Annotated in this window: 14 protein-coding genes; 5 read left to right on the top strand and 9 right to left on the bottom strand. The window is 71.0% G+C overall.

All coding sequences use genetic code 11. From position 1 onward, the window contains the following. Positions 1-50: 50 nt before the first annotated feature. Entirely contained in the window at positions 51-5,543 is a 5,493-nt protein-coding gene (locus I5G_RS25910; protein ID WP_187288846.1) for an alpha-L-arabinofuranosidase C-terminal domain-containing protein, read from the bottom strand. A 255-nt stretch (positions 5,544-5,798) separates the two neighbouring features. Between I5G_RS25910 and I5G_RS13175 the strand changes: the two genes are divergently transcribed. Continuing rightward, positions 5,799-6,785 carry an acetylxylan esterase gene (locus I5G_RS13175; RefSeq protein WP_022879473.1) on the top strand — a complete coding sequence of 329 codons (987 nt, stop codon included), beginning with the start codon at positions 5,799-5,801 and terminating at the stop codon, positions 6,783-6,785. 68 nt (positions 6,786-6,853) lie between these two features. Here the strand turns inward: I5G_RS13175 and I5G_RS13170 are convergent, their stop codons facing one another. Together I5G_RS13170 and I5G_RS22425 are read right to left on the bottom strand one after the other, a co-directional pair. Then, a complete protein-coding gene (locus I5G_RS13170) occupies positions 6,854-7,414 on the bottom strand; it encodes an acyl-CoA thioesterase (protein ID WP_022879472.1) in 561 nt (186 codons plus the stop codon). Positions 7,415-7,437: 23 nt separating this feature from the next. Continuing rightward, positions 7,438-8,337 carry a DUF817 domain-containing protein gene (locus tag I5G_RS22425; protein ID WP_022879471.1) on the bottom strand — a complete coding sequence of 300 codons (900 nt, stop codon included), beginning with the start codon at positions 8,335-8,337 and terminating at the stop codon, positions 7,438-7,440. Between the two features lie 107 nt (positions 8,338-8,444). Here I5G_RS22425 and I5G_RS13160 point away from each other — a divergent pair, with 107 nt between their 5' ends. Beyond that, entirely contained in the window at positions 8,445-8,951 is a 507-nt protein-coding gene (locus tag I5G_RS13160) for a GNAT family N-acetyltransferase (RefSeq protein WP_022879470.1), read from the top strand. A 1-nt stretch (position 8,952) separates the two neighbouring features. After that, positions 8,953-9,711 (top strand): coenzyme F420-0:L-glutamate ligase, encoded by a 759-nt coding sequence (gene cofE, locus I5G_RS13155; RefSeq protein ID WP_022879469.1) that lies wholly within the window; start codon positions 8,953-8,955, stop codon positions 9,709-9,711. 667 nt (positions 9,712-10,378) lie between these two features. On the opposite strand, the gene I5G_RS13150 is transcribed toward cofE, so the two are convergent. The 3 genes from I5G_RS13150 to I5G_RS22420 are packed head-to-tail and all read right to left on the bottom strand — an operon-like array spanning position 10,379 to position 12,245. Next, entirely contained in the window at positions 10,379-10,975 is a 597-nt protein-coding gene (locus tag I5G_RS13150; RefSeq protein ID WP_022879468.1) for an energy-coupling factor transporter transmembrane protein EcfT, read from the bottom strand. Further along, positions 10,969-11,652: an energy-coupling factor ABC transporter ATP-binding protein gene (locus I5G_RS13145; protein WP_022879467.1), complete on the bottom strand. Its 684-nt coding sequence runs from the start codon at positions 11,650-11,652 to the stop codon at positions 10,969-10,971. The genes I5G_RS13150 and I5G_RS13145 overlap by 7 nt, the downstream gene beginning before the upstream one ends. Further along, positions 11,649-12,245 (bottom strand): biotin transporter BioY, encoded by a 597-nt coding sequence (locus I5G_RS22420; RefSeq protein ID WP_022879466.1) that lies wholly within the window; start codon positions 12,243-12,245, stop codon positions 11,649-11,651. The genes I5G_RS13145 and I5G_RS22420 overlap by 4 nt, the downstream gene beginning before the upstream one ends. Before the next feature lie 56 nt (positions 12,246-12,301). On the opposite strand from I5G_RS22420, the gene I5G_RS13135 reads away from it, so the two are divergent. Next, positions 12,302-12,880, top strand: a complete 579-nt coding sequence (locus I5G_RS13135) for a TetR/AcrR family transcriptional regulator C-terminal domain-containing protein (protein WP_022879465.1) — start codon at positions 12,302-12,304, stop codon at positions 12,878-12,880. Positions 12,881-13,017: 137 nt separating this feature from the next. Here the strand turns inward: I5G_RS13135 and I5G_RS22415 are convergent, their stop codons facing one another. The 3 genes from I5G_RS22415 to I5G_RS13120 form a co-directional block, all read right to left on the bottom strand. Continuing rightward, positions 13,018-13,983, bottom strand: coding sequence for a cytochrome b/b6 domain-containing protein (locus tag I5G_RS22415; protein WP_022879464.1), 966 nt, complete (start codon positions 13,981-13,983; stop codon positions 13,018-13,020). Between the two features lie 111 nt (positions 13,984-14,094). Continuing rightward, entirely contained in the window at positions 14,095-14,886 is a 792-nt protein-coding gene (locus tag I5G_RS13125) for an enoyl-CoA hydratase-related protein (RefSeq protein ID WP_022879463.1), read from the bottom strand. A 95-nt stretch (positions 14,887-14,981) separates the two neighbouring features. Continuing rightward, complete coding sequence (locus tag I5G_RS13120) at positions 14,982-15,704, bottom strand: VIT family protein (RefSeq protein WP_022879462.1); 723 nt, start codon at positions 15,702-15,704, stop codon at positions 14,982-14,984. Between the two features lie 172 nt (positions 15,705-15,876). Between I5G_RS13120 and I5G_RS13115 the strand changes: the two genes are divergently transcribed. Continuing rightward, positions 15,877-17,675: choice-of-anchor I family protein (locus I5G_RS13115; RefSeq protein WP_022879461.1), on the top strand; the 1,799-nt coding region annotated here is incomplete at its 3' end.

Below are 17,675 nucleotides of genomic sequence, written 5' to 3'. Positions count from 1 at the left end.
GGAAGGGGTCCCGCCGCACGAGCGACGGGACCCCTTCCCAGGCCAACGCGTCAGTTCTGGCCGACGCGGCGCCGACGCCGGATCACGACCCCCGCGGCCAGCGCGAGCAGACCCAGCACGAGCGCGGTGATCGAGACCGTCCCGCCGGTCACGGCGAGCGGCGTGCCGGCGGCCGGAGCGGCCGGAACCGGGGGCGTGACGCCGGCCGCCGCACGAATCTCCACCGGCACGGACGCCTGCACGGCCCCGACGATCGCCACCAGGTCGTGCGTCCCCGCCGGAACGTCGGCCGGCAGCGTCACGGTCACCCGGAACGTCCCGTCACCGTCGGTGCGCATCGCCCCGAGGGCGATCGGCGTCGAGTGCAGCTCGAGGCGACCGTCGGCGTTCGCCGGCCAGCCGGTGCCCGTGACGGTGATCGTCCCGCCCGCGACCAGGTCGCCCGACACCGCCAGCGTCGGGTCGCCCGCGGTGGCGCCGACCGAGGCCGAGCCCGTCCCCCCGACGTTGCCGGCCACGTCCACCGCGCGGTAGGACACCGCGACGGCCCCCGCCGGAGCGGTCACGACGGCCTCGGCGCCGGACACGGCGGTCCAGGTCGACGCATCGCCCAGACGGTACTCGATGCGGTCCACGCCCGAGGCGGCGTCGGCCGCGGTCAGGCGCACCGTGCGGGTCGTGGCATCCACCGCGCTCGTCACCGTCGGCGCGGCGCGGTCGACGCGAACCGTCGCGGGGACGGATGCCGAGACGTTGCCGGCCGCGTCCGTGGCGCGGAACGCGAGGTTCGCCGTGCCGTCGGCCGGGGTGACCGGGCCGGTGTACGCGGCCCATGTCGTGCCGCCGTCGGTGCTGACCTCGAGCCGCGGGGTGGCGTCGGTGTCGTCGGTCGCGGTCGCGGTGACCGACACGGGCGACACGAACCAGCCGTTCGCACCGTCCGGCGCGGCGGGCGAGGTCGAGACCGTCACGCTCGGCGCCTGGGTGTCGGGCGTCCGGGTGTGCATCCGCAGGAACGTGACGGAGTACGGCGCGAACGTCCGCGTGAAGCTCCCGCTCACGGTCACGTCCGACGTGATCGGCGCCACCGGAGTGGCATCCGCCGTGTTCACCGCACCCGGGGCGGCGGCCAGCACGGTCATCTGCGCGGTCGGCAGCACCGGGAGTCCGCCGAGATCCACCTTCGTCACGGCCTCCTTCGCCTGGGCGTTGACGACCTTGAGGATGACGTCGCCGGTCGCCTCGTCCTTCGTCATCACCTGGGCGAACGGTTCGACCGCGGTGTTGGTGAAGTGACCGGCCTGCTGACCGTCGACGAACAGCGTGACCTCGGGGCCGCGCACCTGGATGCGCAGGTCGTAGGTGCGTCCCGTCTCGACCCGCGGTGTCCCGGTGTCCGTCACGATCGACTTCGCCCCGTCGACGGCCTTCTCCACGACGCTGCGGGTGTTGCCCCAGCCGCCGAGGTTCCACCACAGGTAGTCGGCCGAGCCCTTCACACCGAACCCGACGAGGAAGCCCTCGGCACCGGCGAGCTTCGTGGCCTTCAGCGACACGTCGTAGTCCGTGGCATCCAGGGCGGGACCGGCGACGAGCGTGTTGTTCGCCGTCGTCGACGACTGCACGTAGCTGCCGTCGGCCGCCGACCACGACCCCGCGTTCGCGAGCTTCGTCCAGCCGTCGTCGTTCTTGTCGGAGAAGTCGTCCGCGAAGAGCGTCTTCCCGTCCGGGTCGGTGACCTTCACGTCGTCGTAGCGCGCCGACGTGCTCCAGGTCGACAGCCCCACCGAACCCGCCAGTCCCGTGGATGCCAGGTCCCCCGCGGCCGAGGTCGGCACGACGCGGTCACCCGTGTTGCCCATGAACAGTTTCTGCACCTCGTAGTTCGCGGAGCCCCACACCTGGTCGCGGTCGAACCAGATGAGGTCGGGCCGCCACTGGTTGCTGCTCTGGTCGGCGAGGAGCGGAGCGTACGACGCCATCTTCACGACGTCGGCGTTGCGCTCGAGCCCCGTCATGTACGCGGCCTCGGACAGTGCGTTGAAGAAGCGGTTGTCGCGCGAGGCGTACTCGCCGATCCACACCTTGGGGCCGTTGCGGTCGTACGAGTCGTACCGGATGTTGTGCGAGAGGAACCACGACGGGTCGCGGTAGTAGTGCTCGTCGACCATGTCGACGTTCTCGGCCCGGTTCTGCGCCCAGTGCTTCTCGAAGTTCGCGCCCTCGGCATCCGGACCCGAGTTGCTGATCAGGATCATGTCGGGGTACTTCGCCTCGATGGCATCCCGGAACTTCACGAAGTTCGCCATGAACGCCTCGGGGTAGTTCTCCTCGTTGCCGATCTCGATGCGGTCGAGGCCGAACGGAGCGGGGTGTCCCATGTCGGCGCGGAGCTTGCCCCACGTCGTTTCGACGCCGCCGTTGGCGAACTCGATGAGGTCGAGCGTGTCCTGGATGTGGCGCTGGAGCAGCGCGGGGTCGGTCTGCTGCAGACCCTGACCGCAGCCGTTGAGCAGCGCCGGCACGTCGGGCACGGGCTTGGCGCCGATGTCCTCCGCGAACTGGAAGTACTCGTAGTATCCGAGGCCGAGCGACTGGTTGTAGCCCCAGAAGTTGGCGTTGGTCGCGCGGGTCTCCACGGGTCCGACGCTGTCCTTCCACTGGTACGAGCGGGCACGTTCGTAGCCGGATGCCGCGGAGTAGTCCTCGTGGCTGTTGACGTTGACGATGCAGCCACCGGGGAAGCGGATGAACTTCGGGTGCAGGTCGGCGATCTTCTGCGCGATGTCCTTGCGGAGGCCGTTCGCGTGGCCCTTGAACGTGTCGCGCGGGAAGAGCGAGACCTCGTCGAGGCGGAGCGTGCCGGCGCCGCCGGCCTGCACGAGCAGACGGGCACCGTCGGTCGTCGCGGATGCCGTGACGGTGCCGCTGTACTTGACCCAGCCGTCGCCGGCCACCGTCGCGGTGACCGCGTCGGAGAGCGCGGTGCCGTCGGCCGAACGCAGCACGATCGAGACCGGCGTCCCGGCAGGGGCCGTCGTCCGAGCCCAGAACGACACGTCGTAGAGCCCGCCGGACGTCAGCGCGATGCCGGTGTCGAACCCGGCGTTCTCCACGCCGAACGTGCCCGCACCGGCGTTGTTCAGGTCGAGCTGCAGGTACGTGCGGTTGCGGTCGTTCATGCGCGCCGCGTCGTTGACCGGCTTCGCCGAGCCCGCGCCGCCGCCGAGGCCGACCGGCGTCCACGCGGTCATCCCGGTGAAGCCCGCGTTGTCGACGGGGAGGAACTCGAACGACCGGTTGCGCACGAGCTCGGCGTAGAGCCCGCCGTCCGCGGCGTTGTTGATGTCCTCGAAGAACACGCCGTACATCTCGTCCGAGATCTCGGCACCGTCCTTCGACGGGTCGGCGGTGATCGAGTAGTCCGCGGTCTCGTCGGTCGGGTACGCGGCGTTCAGACGCTCCTGCTCGGCGACGCTGATCGGCAGGACCGTTCCGTGACGCGGACGGCTCGGGAGCCCGGCATCCGGGACCGACGTCCAGTTCCCCGACGCGATGTCGCGCGTCTCGAACATCATGTATCCCTGGCCGCCGTGGTAGCTCGGCTGGTCGATGAGCATGTACCAGTGGCCGGCTTCGGCGTTGTCGGCGAACACCGTCGGTCCCTCGCCGTTGGTGAACGTCCCGCCCCACGGGTTGGGCTGGCCGACGCCGATCTGCTCCTTGACGAGCTGCCAGCCGGGCGTGGAGGTGGTGGTGGGGAGCGAGCCGGCGACCGTCGCGGTCAGGTCGGTCGAGCGCTCCTGACGGACGGTCATGGATGCCTCGTCCTTGAGGAACCGGTAGTACACGTCGCCGTCGCGCACGACGGTGGCGTCGATCGTGCCCTTGCCCCCGCCGCGCTTGACGTCGACCCACGGCTGGGGCTCGCTGAACGTGACGAAGTCGCGCGTGGTGACCATCATCATGCGGTTGTAGCTGTCGGCGGCGCGACGGCCGTCGGTCGAGGCGCTCGAGTACAGGTTCGAGGCCCAGTAGACGACGTACTCGCCGCGGTCCGGGTCCCACGTGGCCTCGGGAGCCCACGTGTTGCCGGCGAGCGCGCTGGACACCGTGATCTGACGCAGCGGACTCCAGGTCACGAGGTCGTCGGACTGCCAGACGTTGAGCTTGCGGCTGCCGACCTCCTGGGCGCGGCCGAAGTCGCCGTTGTAGCGGTCGAACATGTTGAGGTCGGTGGACAGCATGTAGAAGCGGTCCCCGTCGGGCGAGCGCATCACGAACGGATCGCGGATGCCTTCCTCGCCCTGGTCGGAGGTGAGCACGGGCTTGCCGTCGTTGAGGGTCAGCCAGCTCTTCGGGTCGTTGCCGCGCGACGTCGCGAACGAGATCTCCTCGTCGGTCGTCGTGCTCTCCCCCGTGAAGAACGGGAAGAAGTACGCGCCGAGCTCCTGCTTCTCCGGCAGCGGCTGCACGACGAGCGAGAAGGTGCGGGTGGCGGAGCTCGACCCCTTGCTCACGGTCGCGGTGACCTCGACGGTCTTCGCGGCGGAGCCGTGCGCGGGGCGAGTCACCTCGCCGGTCGCCGTGACGACCGCGGCGTCGGACGACGTCCACGCGACGGTGGTGCCGTTCTGTCCCGCCGTGGGCAGGGTGACGTTGCCCCGGACGTCGTCGGCGCCGGGGATCGCGAGCGCCGCGGCCGCGGCATCCACGTCCTGCTGGTTCGAGGGCGTGCCCTCGGCGACGAGCGCCTTCACCTCGTCGTCGGTGAGCGCGGAGTCGTAGATCGCGACGTCGCGCACGCCGCCCTTCCAGATGCGGTCGGGGTACGACGACTTGCCGATGTAGGACACGAGCCCGGTCCCGAAGTCGGCGACGGTCCGGGTGGATGCCACGGTGCCGAGCTTCGTGCCATCGAGGTACGCCGTGATCGAGGTGGGCGTGATGACCGTCGTGTACAGCGCCCACGCGTCGGTCGCCGCCGGACCGGCGACGCCGCGCGACGCGTCGGTCGGCGAGATGCCGCGCTCGAGCGTCCACGGCTGGCCGATGCGCGGACCGTCGGTGAGCACCGATTTCACGCGGCCGGCGGGGTTCGACGGGTTCAGCAACCAGTACTGCTGCGGCAGGCTTTCAGTGGTGCCGAAGAACATCGCGGCCTGGTTCCCGGCCCCGGTGCGATCCTGCAGCCACGCGGACACCGTCACGGTGCTGCGGCCGTCGAAGAGTCCGGTGGGCAGTTCGACGTACGCGGCGTTCGACCCCGCCGCCCCGCCCGGGAGCGACAGCTTGTCGCCGTCGAGCGCGAAGCCGGTGCCGCGGATCGTCGCGGCGTGACCGTGACCGGACGCGTCGGGAACGGTCGTCCCGGACGTCGCGGCGAAGTCGTACGACGCCAGCGGCACGGGCAGCGGCGCCGCGGCCGCACCCACCGCGGGCACGAGCCCGCTCAGGACGACGGCGGCAGCGGCCAGGAGGGAACCGGCGCGACGGAGTGTCCTCCCGCGCGCGGCCTCAGGGGTTCGGGGGCGTGACAGCACCAAGATCGTCCTCCTCGACGATGGGTGATCCGGCGGGGGCCGGCGGAAGCGGGCTCGAATTGTGAGCGCTCACTTTTGCATCATCTTTGAGGTTGTCGAGCGTCCGTGTCAACAGTCCTCACCCGTGGTAGCGCTCCCGGTCGCGGAATGTGAGGCTTCACACGAAGCGGCGCATGTTGCGTCCGACGCGCCTCCGGCGCCCGGCCGCGACCCTGGTTCGCTACTGTCGATTCGCCCCGACCACTGGAGACCGCCATGGCTCAGACCTTCACCGACATGCCGCTGGACCTGCTGCACGAATACCGCCCGGAGCTCATCGAGCCCGAGGGTCTGGATGCCTTCTGGGCCGACACACTCGCGGAGGCCCGTGCCGCCGCCCGTCCCGCGACGCTCACCGCCGTGGACGGTCCCGTCCGGGCCCTGTCGGTGCAAGACCTGACCTTCACGGGGTACGCGGGCGACGAGATCCGCGGCTGGGTCGTGCGCCCGCACGGCGACGAACCCCTCCCGGCGGTCGTCGAGTTCATCGGATACGGCGGCGGTCGCGGCCTCCCCGGCGACAAGATCGCGTGGGCCGCGGCCGGCTACGTCCACGTCATCATGGACACCCGGGGCCAGGGCTCGGGATGGAGCATCGGCGACACCCCCGACCCCCACGGATCCACCGCCGCCTACCCCGGCGTCATGACCCGTGGCATCCACGATCCGCGCGAGTACTACTACCGCCGCCTGTACACCGACGCCGCGCGCCTGGTCGACGTGGTCCGCGAGCTTCCCGGGGTGGATGCCACCCGCATCGCCGTCACCGGCGGCAGCCAGGGCGGCGCGCTCGCGATCGCCGCGGCGGCGCTGTCGGGCGACGCGGTGGCCGCGGTGCTGCCGGACGTGCCGTTCCTGTGCGACATCCCGAACGCGATCGTGCGGACCCCCTCCCCGCCGTTCACCGAGGTCACGCGGTGGCTCTCAATCCACCGCGACGACACCGCGGCGGCCCTCCACACGCTGTCGCACATCGACGGCGCGATCCTCGCGCGACGGATCGCTGTGCCCGCGTTCTTCTCGGTCGGGCTGATGGATGACATCGTGCTGCCGTCGGGGGTGTTCGCGGCGTTCCACGCCCTGGCATCCGAGGACGCCGCGATCGAGGTGTACGCGTACAACGGCCACGAGGGCGGCGGATCACGGCACTGGGCGCGTCAGGTCGCGTGGCTCGACGCGCGTTTCGGAGCCCCCGACGCGTGAGTCGCCACGATTTGTCGCCTGGCCGTGGCCCGAGGCGACAAATCATGGCGACTCACGCAACAGGCGGCTCAGCGCCAGTCGCTCGGCGCAGGCCGCTTCGTCGAGGGCAGCGCGGAGGCCGCGGCCCAGTCGTGCACCCAGGGCTCGACGTCGGGCACGCCCTCGGGGCGTCCGACCGCGGCGAACAGTTCCTCGTGCGGCACGGTCCCGCCCGTGCGGCGCAGGATGCGGGCGCGGATGATCGCGCGGGCAAAGATCTCACCCTCGACCACCGCGCGGTGCTCGAGGTAGACGGCGCGGTCGTCGTGGCCGAGCATGCGCGTCTCGAGCTCGAACCGCTGCCACAGTTCCAGCGACCGGCGGAACGTGATCGTCTCGGCCGCGACCACGGCGTACCAGCCGTGCGCCTTCATGGCGCCCGCGATGCCCGTGCGGGTGAGGAGGTCCCAGCGCCCGAGGTCGAACAGCGACAGGTAGCGGCCGTTGTTGAGGTGGCGGAGCAGGTCGATGTCGGTGGGCAGCACGCGGATGCGGATGCGTCCGACCGAGTTCGGGTCGACGGGGCCTTCGCGCCGCAGGCGACCCTGCGCGCGGAGGAGGACGAGGAGGGTGCGCCAGAGGACGTTCACGAGCCGCGAGCGTAGTGATCTTCCTACGAAGCGGCGATTCCTTTGTGCGCAGCCGACAAGGCCGGCGCGTCGGGCTCACGCGGCGGATACACCCAGGCCACCAGCACGACCGACACGATCATCAGCAGGAACCACGACGACAGCTTCGACGCGTCGACCGGATGCCACCCGCCCACCTGCGACGGATACAGCCAGGCGCCGGCATACGTGGCGATGTTCTCGGCGAGCCAGATGAACACCGCGACACCGGCGAACGCGAGGAGGAGTGGCATCCGGAATGTGCCCCGGAAGAAGCGGAAGTGCATCATCGTGCGGCCCCACAGCGCGACCACGGCGACGACGAGCACCCAGCGGAGGTCGACGATCCAGTGGTGGGTGAAGAAGTTCGCGTAGATCGCGGCGGCCACGATCGCCGTGAGCCACCGCCGCGGATAGCGCGTGAAGCGCAGGTCGAACAGCCGGTAGACCCGCACCATGTAGCTGCCGACCGCGGCGTACATGAAGCCGCTGTAGAGAGGGACGCCGCCGATCCGGAGGATGCCGTCGGCCGCGTACATCCACGACCCGACGTCGGTCTTGAAGAGCTCCATCACCGTTCCGACGACGTGGAACAGCACGATCACGCGCAGCTCGCGGAGGGTCTCGAGCCGGCCGGCGACCATCGCGACCTGAATCACGACCGCGGCGATCGTGAGCGCGTCGTTGCGGGCGAGCGCCGCGTCGTCGGGGTACCAGAGCTTCGCGGCGAGGACGGCCGCGAGGAACGCCGCCCCGAACACGCACGCCCACGCCTGCTTGAGCACGAAGACGGCGAACTCGACGAGACGCGCGCGGGCGCCGGTGGCCGGAGCCGAGCGCAGCAGCCGGTTCGCGTACGCGTCGATGCGGGCCTCGACCGACGTGAGGGCGGGGCGCGCGATCATGCCCCGGATCGTGGCACGCGAGTCTGGCAGGACGCCGATGCCTACCGCATCCCGGGGTCGTCGGCATCCGATTTCCGGGTGACGGGAGGGCCGCGTAGAGTCGCGCCATGACTGCGGAAACCCGAACCGACATCGTCGTCCGTCCGGTACGCGATGTGGATGCCGAGGCCCTCGGCCGCGTGCACGCGACGTGCTGGCACGAGACGTACGATCACCTGATCAGCACCGCCGCTCTCGAGGCGGTGTCCCCCAAGCGCATGGCCGAGCTGTGGACCCACTGGGCCGCCCAGGGCGAGGACTACCGCATGCGCGCGGCTCTGGTCGACGGCGAGATCGTCGGCTTCGTCGGCTCGGGCCCCGCCCGCGACGAGGACGCCCCGCGGGCGCGCGAGCTGTACTTCATCTACCTGCTCGACCAGTTCCACGGAACCGGCATCGGCCAGCAGCTCTTCGACGCCGCCGTCGACGAGGGCGAAGAGCTGTACCTGTGGGTCGCGGAGGACAACCCCCGCGCCCACCGCTTCTACGCGCGCAACGGCTTCGCGCTGGACGGCGCGTCGCACGTCGAGCCCTTCCTCGGTGAGGAGCTCACCGAGGTGCGCTTCGTCCGCTGACGTGCTGGAGATCTGGGCCCTCGAGGGCATCGGCGAGATCACGCCCGGCACCGACCTGGTCGGGGTGATCTTCGAGGCCGCGGGCGGCTCGCTCCGTGACGGCGACATCGTCGTCGTGACGAGCAAGATCGTGTCGAAGGCCGAGGGCCGGATCCTGCACGCCGACGACCGCGAAGACGCCATCACGCGCGAGACCGTGCGGCTGGTGGCATCCCGCACCTCCCCCGCCGGCCACGTGACGCGCATCGTCGAGAACCGCCTCGGAATCGTCTCCGCCGCCGCCGGGGTCGATGCCAGCAACACTCCCGAGGGCACCGTGCTGCTGCTGCCCGAGGACCCCGACGCGTCGGCGCGCGAACTCGCCACCGGCCTGCGGGTCGCCACGGGTGCGCACGTCGGCGTGCTCATCACCGACACGCTCGGCCGCGCCTGGCGCGAGGGCCAGACCGACCACGCGATCGGCGCCGCGGGCGTGCACGTGTTCGAGGACCTGCGCGGGACGGTGGATGCCGAAGGCCGCCCCCTCGTCGTGACGCTGCCGTGCGTGGCCGACGAACTGGCGGCGGCGTGCGATCTCGTCAAGGGGAAGGCCGCGCGGCTGCCCGTCGCCGTGGTGCGCGGCCGCGCCGACCTCGTCGGCGACCTCGACCTCCCCGGGGCCCGCTCGATCGTGCGGCCCGCCGAGCGCGACATGTTCGCGCTGGGGTCGGACGAGGCATACGCCGCCGGGTTCGCAGCGGGGCGCGCCGCGCGCGACTGAGCGGACGGCGCCGGGTTCCCGGCATCCCGTCATCCCGTCATCCTGCTTCGACGTCGCATGTCCCACTTTGTGCAGTGCATGTCCCGCTTTGTGCCGTGCGTGTCCCACTTTGTGCGGTGCGTGTCCCACTTTGTGCAGCTATCGCCGCTGAAATCTGCACGAAGTGGGACACGTTAGCCAGACGCAGGGTCGCGCGTCGGCGCCGTAGTGGGTCCCCCAGCCGGGGCATGTCCCACTTCTGTCGGCGCATGTCCCACTTTGTGCAGCTTCAGGACCGGAAACCTGCACAAAGTGGGACACGTCGGGCGGACGCGGCGCGCCACACTGCCGCCGCAGCGGGCCAGGCCGTGGCATGTCCCAACTTGTGCAGCCAGCGCAGCGGAAACCCGCACAAAGCGGGACACGGCGGCCGGACGCGGCGCGCCACACTGCCGCCGCAGCGGGCCAGGCCGTGGCATGTCCCGACTTGTGCAGCCAGTGCAGCGGAAACCTGCACAAAGCGGGACACGTCGAACGGACGCAGGGCCGCGCAGAGGCGGCGCCGTGGGCACCGAGCCGCCGCAGTGATCCCCCGAGCCGGCGCATGCCCCACTTTGAGCGACGCGTGTCCCACTTTGTGCAGCTTCAGGGGCGGAATCCTGCACAAAGTGGGACATGGGGAGAGGGGTCAGCGGACGCCGCGGGCGGCGAGCGCCTCGCCGAGCTGGTCGGCGTGCCGGAGCGACAGCACGAGGAACGGCACCAGCCCCGCACGCAGGGATGGACGGATGCCACGGGCGCGCTGCGCCTCCCGCACCTCGGCGGCGAGCCGCGCGAGGACCGGAATCGTCGTGATCGTCACCGCCAGGAGGAGCGCTGCGCGCTCGGCATCCATCCCGATCCTCCGAAGCGGCCCCAGACCGCGTTCGAGGGCGTCGAGCATGTCTTCGACGCGGGTCGTGAGCGGGAGGAGCGCCGCCACGAGCAGGGCCGCGGCCACCCGCGCGGTGTTCGCGAGCGCCGGTTCGGGGCCGAGGAAGATCAGCTGCCCGAGGGCGGTGACCGCGATGATCCAGCGCAGCCCCCACACCTGCCGCCCGAGTTCGCGCATGCCGACACCCGAGCCGACGTACGCCAGCAGCACCGCTCCGGCACAGACCGCGGCCGTCCAGGCCACGGTCGGGAGGGCCGCGAGCGCGATCGCCGCGACGGCGAGCACCAGCATCTTCGGACCCGCGGGCAGGCGGTGCAGGATGCCGTTCCCGGGGCGGTAGAGGCTCAGCACACGAGCGCCCGTTCGTATTCGTCGACGACCTCGGATGCCACGCCCGCGGCGCTGACGCTTCCGTCGGCGAACAGCACGGCGGCGTCGCACCGGCGGGCGAGGGCGAGGTCGTGGGTGACCAGCACCAGCGCGTGGCCGGCGTCGGCGAGGAGGTGGCTCGCGATACGGCGGGCGTTGCGCGCATCGAGGTACGCCGTGGGCTCATCGGCGACGACGAGGTCGGGCTCGCGCACGAACGCCCCCGCGAGCGCGAGCAGCTGCTTCTGTCCACCGGACAGGTCGTGAGCGGGCCGCTCCGCGAGGTCGGAGAGACCGAACCGCTCGAGCGTCCGTGCGACCCGCTCCGCGCGCTCCGTTTTCGGCAGCCGATGCGGGCGCAGCGAGAACGCGACGTCCTCCGACACGACCGGCATGACGATCTGCGCGTCGGGGTTGCTCAGCACGAGCGCGACGCGGCGGCGGTGCTCGGCGGCATCCGTGTCGGGGTCGAGGCCGAGCACTCGCACGTCTCCGGTGTCACGGCGGACGAGACCCGCGAGCACGCGCGCGAACGTCGACTTGCCCGAACCGTTGTCGCCGATCACCGCGATCGTGCGGGCCTCGAGATCGAGGGTGACGCCGCGCAGGACGTCGCGGCCGTCCAGCCGCACGCCCAGGTCGCGACAGTGCAGGATCACGCGGCGACGCGCTCCTCGACCGGCGCGGCCCGCCACTGGCGACGGAACCCGCGGGGGTACACCCGCACCAGGAGCGTCACCACGATCGTCGCGACCGCCGCCTTGAGCAGGTCGCCCGGGATGAACACGAGGCTCGCGATCACGGTGTCGCCGAGGGGCAGGCGCGTCACGAGACTCTGCACCGGGATGCCGAGCGCGTAGATCGCCACGACCCCACCAGCGACCATGCCGATCGCGGTGCGCCACCAGACCGGGCGGCGGTTGCCCGCGTGCACGATGAGGCCGACGACGATCGCACCGAGGATCCAGCCGATCGCGTACCCGGCGGTCGGGCCGAGGAACACTGCGAAGCCCCCGCGACCGCCGGCGAGGAGCGGGAGCCCGACGGCGACGAGGACGAGGAGGATCGTGACCGACAGCGCCCCGAGCCACGGCCCGAGGATCGCGCCGGCCAGCATGACACCGAGGGTCTGCGCGGTGATCGGCACGCCACCGAACACCGGGAAGCTGCCGGGGAGGCCCAGCACCGCGATCAGTGCGGCGAGGACGGCCACGCGCGCGAGGTCGGTGGCATCCGGGGTGCGAAAAGTCATGGTCGAATCCTTACCTGAACAGTGTTCACCTGAACGGTGTTCACTATAGTGGGATCGTGACTCCTTCCGCACGCGGCCGTGGACACTCCGCCGACGACGTCGCGCGCACCGCGCTGCGGATCCTCGACGACGACGGCCTCGCCGACCTCACGATGCGCCGCCTCGCGATGCGGCTCGACGTCCAGCCGAGCGCGCTGTACTGGCACTTCCCGAACAAGCAGTCGCTGCTCGCCGAGCTGTCCGACCGCATCGTCGGGCAGGCGGCATCCCTCCTCCGCGGATCCGGGGTGGTCGCCGAGGCCCGCGCGCTGCGCGACGCGCTGCTCGCGTACCGCGACGGCGCCGAGGTCGTGTCGAGCACGCTCGCACTCGGGCTGGGTTCGTCCGCGGCGCTGGATCGACTGACGGCCGCGGTCGCCGCCGAAGGCTTCGCGCCCGAGGTCGCCGCCCGCGCCGCGACGACGCTGCTGCATTTTGTCTTGGGGTTCGTCTGGCACGAGCAGCAGCGGCTCCAGTACGACAGCGTGGGGGTGGTGTCGCCCGGCACCGGGCACGTGCCCGAGGCGGACTTCGCCTTCGGCGTCGATCTCATCCACCGGGGCCTGCACGCCGCCGCGGGCGCGCGGCGGGCGTAGGCCGGGCGGCGCGCGGACCGGTCCGTCGTGCGCGAGACGTGCGCGAGCGCCCACGATCGGGTCGAGCGCCCACGGCTAGGGCGACCGCAGCGTGAGCGCTCGACCGGATCGTGGGCACCCGGCGCGACCGGGCGGGATCAGCGCTGGCGCACGTCGCCGAACAGGCGCGCGACCGGGATCAGCAGGCGCGGGCGGGCGGCGATCCACGCGGCGGCCATCACCAGCAGGGATGCCGCGAACAACAGCAAGCCGGTCGGGTCGGTGGCGAAGGCCTCGGGGTCGACCGAGCCGCGGGCGGCGTACATGTGGTCGAGATTGCGCAGCGCGCCCGTCGCGAGCACGAGGAACACGTGCACCGCGATGAACACGACGAAGAACAGCATCACCGGGAAGTGGATGCGACGCGCCCACTCCGCGGGGAAGAGGCGGTTCAGCCGCTCGGCGTCCTTCGGCCAGACCCCCGACAGCCGCACGCCGGTGACGATGGCGAGGGGGGCCGCGACGAACGTGATCGCGAAGTACGACAGCTGCTGGAGGCTGTTGTAGTTCACCCAGCCGTTCTCGGTGGGCCAGTCGAGCGAGGCGTACTGGAGCGCCGCCGACACCGCGTTCGGGAAGACGTCCCACGACGTCGGTACCACGCGCATCCACTGTCCCGTCGCGAACAGCAGCACGATGTAGATCACGCCGTTGGCGATCCACAGCACGTCGATGACCTGGTGGAACCACAGCGCGAGGCTGATGCGGCGACGCTTGTTGCCGCGCGGTGACCAGAAGGCGTCCGGTCGCTTCTGGCGGCGGAACTGCAACCCCGACCTGATCACGAGCAGCAGGAACAGGCTGTTGAGGAAGTGCTGCCACCCGAGCCACGCCGGGATGCCGACGGGGGCGGCCGCGGGGAGTTCGTACGCCCCGGGGTAGTCGGCGACGAACTCTCGGACCGGTCCGAGCGAGATCAGCACGCGCGCGATCAGGACGAGGAAGACAGCGAGCACCAGCGTCGCGAAGCCCAGCAGGAGGACGGACCCGATCCATTGCGCGGGTGTCAACTCGCCGAAGACGCGCGACGGCCCGCGTTGGGGGGTGCGGGGTGTGGACGCCATTTCCTTCTTCGGGCCGGAGCGAGCGCTGACCTCCCGACGATACCGAAACCGGCCCGTTTCCCACCGGGGGCGGCGCGGTCTTGGACGCCGAGGCTCGCGGTGGTAGGCGGATCAGCGGTGCGTGAAGTTCGGCGACCGCTTCTCGCGGAACGCCGCCATCCCCTCCTTCTGGTCGGCGGTGTCGAACAGCGCGGCGAACGCGTGACCCTCGAAACGCAGCCCCTCGGCGAGTGTCGATTCCAACGCGACGTCGAGCGCCGCCTTCGCCGCGTAGAGCGCGGGGAGCGACTTCGCAGCGATCGTCTGCGCGACCTTGTCCGCCTCGTCCAGCAGCTCGGCGGCGGGCACGACCCGCGAGACGAGGCCCGCACGCTCGGCCTCGGCGGCGTCGATCATGCGCCCCGTCAGCACCATCTCGGCAGCCTTGTAGTACCCGATCGCCCGCACGAGTCGCTGCGTACCGCCGAGCCCCGGGATGACGCCGAGCTGGATCTCGGGCTGCCCGAACTTCGCGCGATCGGATGCCAGGATGATGTCGCACATCATCGCCAGCTCGCAGCCGCCGCCCAGGGCGTACCCCGAGACCGCGGCGATCACGGGAGTCCGCACCGCGGCGAAGCTCCGCCAGGCCCCGAAGTGGTCGGTCAGGGTCATGTCGAGCCCCGACTTCGTCTCCATCTCCTTGATGTCGGCGCCGGCCGCGAACGCCTTCTCGGAACCGGTGACGACGATCGCCCCGACGTCGGGCGCGTCGTCGAACGCCGTCGCCGCGGCGACCACCTCGACCATCGACCGTGTGTTCAGGGCGTTGAGCGCCTCGGGACGGTCGAGGGTGATCCACCCCACCCGGCCGCGCTGCTCGACCCGGATCGTCTCGTACGCGGCGCTGCGGTCCTCGCTCATGTCACTCCCAGGGGTCGAAGAATGCTTCCCTGGCATCGTCGCACGCGCCTCCGACATCGCCGAGGGGGTTCCGCTCACGGCCCGGGCGGCCCGGCTCAGCCCGCCGCGACCCCGAACAACGCCCCCACCGCGTACGTCGCACCCAGCGCGAGCGCGCCGCCGATCACCGTGCGCAGGATCGCACGGCCGCGGCGCGCTCCGCCGATCCACGCGGCGAGGTACCCGGTGACGGCGAGCGCGACGAGCACCGCGACGAAGGTGAGCGGCACGCGCACCTCGACCGGCGCGAGGAGGATCGTCAGCATCGGCAGGATCGCCCCGACCGTGAACGCCACCGCCGACGCGATCGCTGCGGCCCACGGGCTCACGACGTCCTCCGCGTCGATGTTGAGCTCGACCGCGAGGTGGGCCTTCAGGGCATCGGATGCCGTGAGCTCGGTCGCCACGCGCGTCGCGGTGTCACGGCTGAGTCCCTGCGCCTCGTACAGGCCGATGAGCTCGGCGAGTTCGGCATCCGGGTCCTCCGCGAGCTCGCGGCGCTCCTTCTGGATGAGCGCGTGCTCGCTGTCGCGCTGGCTCGACACCGACACGTATTCGCCGAGGGCCATCGAGATCGCACCGCCGACGAGGGCCGCGAGACCGGCAATCAGGACGGGACCGACCTCGCTCGTGGCGCCCGCGACACCGACGACGACGGCGGCTGTCGAGACGATGCCGTCGTTCGCGCCGAGGACACCGGCGCGCAGCCAGTTCAGCCGCTGCGCGAGTCCTTGGCGGTGGGGTTCATCGGGGTGCGCCCCGGCGGGTGATTCGGTCACGCGATCAGGTTAGTCGCGTGGGGAATCGCCGCGATCCGATCGGTCACATCGCGGCATCCAGCCCTGTCTCTTCTCGTCCCGTTCACCGGATCGTCACAATCGGCCGACACAGTGGAACGACCGGCGCCCCCGCACCGGTCGTTCCCCCTCATCCCCCCACACGAGGACATCAATGCCTTCGACGTTCCTTCGTCGCGCCGTCGCGTTCACCGCGACCACCGCGGCGGTGTGCGCGCTCGCCCTCTCGAGCGCGACGGCGGCCTCGGCCGCCATCGTTCCCACGCCCGTCTCCGACAGCGCGGCCGGCGCGGCCATCGGCCTGACGCCGGTCGGCTCCTACGACACGAGCGTGTTCAAGAAGTCCGCCGCCGAGATCGTGCAGGCGTACCGCGACCGTCTGTTCGTCGTGAACGCGCAGGCCGGCACCGTGACGGTGCTCGACAACAGCGACCCGTCGAAGCCGACGAAGCTGTTCGACATCGCCTCCGACGGCGTCGCGAACTCGGTCGCCGTCCGCGACGACGGCCTGGGCGTCGTGGCCTTCGAGGCCACGGACAAGACCGCCCCCGGTCACCTCATGTTCTTCGACGCCAATAAGGACGACGCCGCGAGCGCGAAACTCGGCGAAGTCACGGTCGGCGCGCTGCCCGACATGGTCACGTTCTCGAAGGACGGCACGTACGTCGTCGCGGCCAACGAGGGCGAGCCGAACGCCGACTTCACCGTCGACCCCGAAGGTTCGGTGAGCGTGGTCACGGTGGCATCCACTGTCTCCGCTCCCGCGCAGACGGCCGTCAAGACCGCAGGCTTCCGCGCGTTCGAGCAGGGCGGCTCGAAGACGCTCGACCCGAAGGTGCGCGTGTTCGGCCCCGACGTCGCCGCGCCCGACCAGGGCTCCACGCCGCTGTCGGCCAACCGCGTCTCGCGCAACCTCGAGCCCGAGTACATCACCGTCGACGGGACCGTCGCGTACGTCGCGCTGCAGGAGGCCAATGCCATCGCAACGGTCGACCTGGCGAAGGCCGAGGTCACCGGCATCCTTCCCCTCGGCTACAAGGACTGGGGCGCCAGCGCCCTGGACACGAGCGACAAGGACGGCGGGATCAACATCCGGTCGGTTCCGGGGCTGAAGGGCCTGTACATGCCCGACGGCATCGCGTCGTACTCGGCGACGGTCGGCGGCAAGGCCGCGACGTACCTCGTCACCGCGAACGAGGGCGACGGCCGAGAGTGGGGCGACTTCACCGACGAGGCCCGCATCAAGGATCTCGGCAAGAAGGACCTCGCCGCGATCTGCGCGACCTCGCCGCTCGCCGGTCGTGCGGCGGATGCCGACCTCGGACGCCTCAAGGTCGTCACCGACCTCGGCAAGACCGCCGACGGCTGCTACAGCGAGCTGTACGCCTACGGCGGCCGTTCGTTCTCGATCTGGGACACCACGGGCGCGCTCGTCTTCGACTCCGGCGACGAGGTCGAGCAGAAGCTCAAGGAGGTCGCCCCCGAGCTGTTCAACGTCTCGAACGACAACAACACCGTCGACGACCGCAGCGACGACAAGGGTCCCGAGCCCGAGGGCGTCGCGATCGGCGTGGTCGACGGCCGCACCTACGCCTTCATCGGTCTCGAGCGTGCGGGCGGCGTGATGGTCTACGACATCACCGACCCGAAGAACGCGACCTATGTCACGTACGTGAACAACCGCGATGCGTCCGCGAACGTCGAATCGGCCGCGGCCGGCGACCTCGGCCCCGAGGGCATCACGTTCGTCTCGGCGCTGCGCTCACCCACCGGCAGCCCGCTGCTCATCACCGGCAACGAGGTCTCGGGCTCGACCACCGTCTTCGAGGTGCGTCCGACGCAGCCGAAGACGCCCGACCTGCAGATCCTGACGATCAACGACTTCCACGGCCGCCTGCTGCAGGAGACCGGTGGCGTCGCGGGCGCGGGCGTGCTCGCGGGCGCGGTCGAGAA

The sequence above is a fragment of the Microbacterium sp. B19 genome, assembly GCF_000333395.1.
Classification (GTDB): domain Bacteria; phylum Actinomycetota; class Actinomycetes; order Actinomycetales; family Microbacteriaceae; genus Microbacterium.
This window is presented reverse-complemented; position numbering and strand designations above follow the sequence as displayed.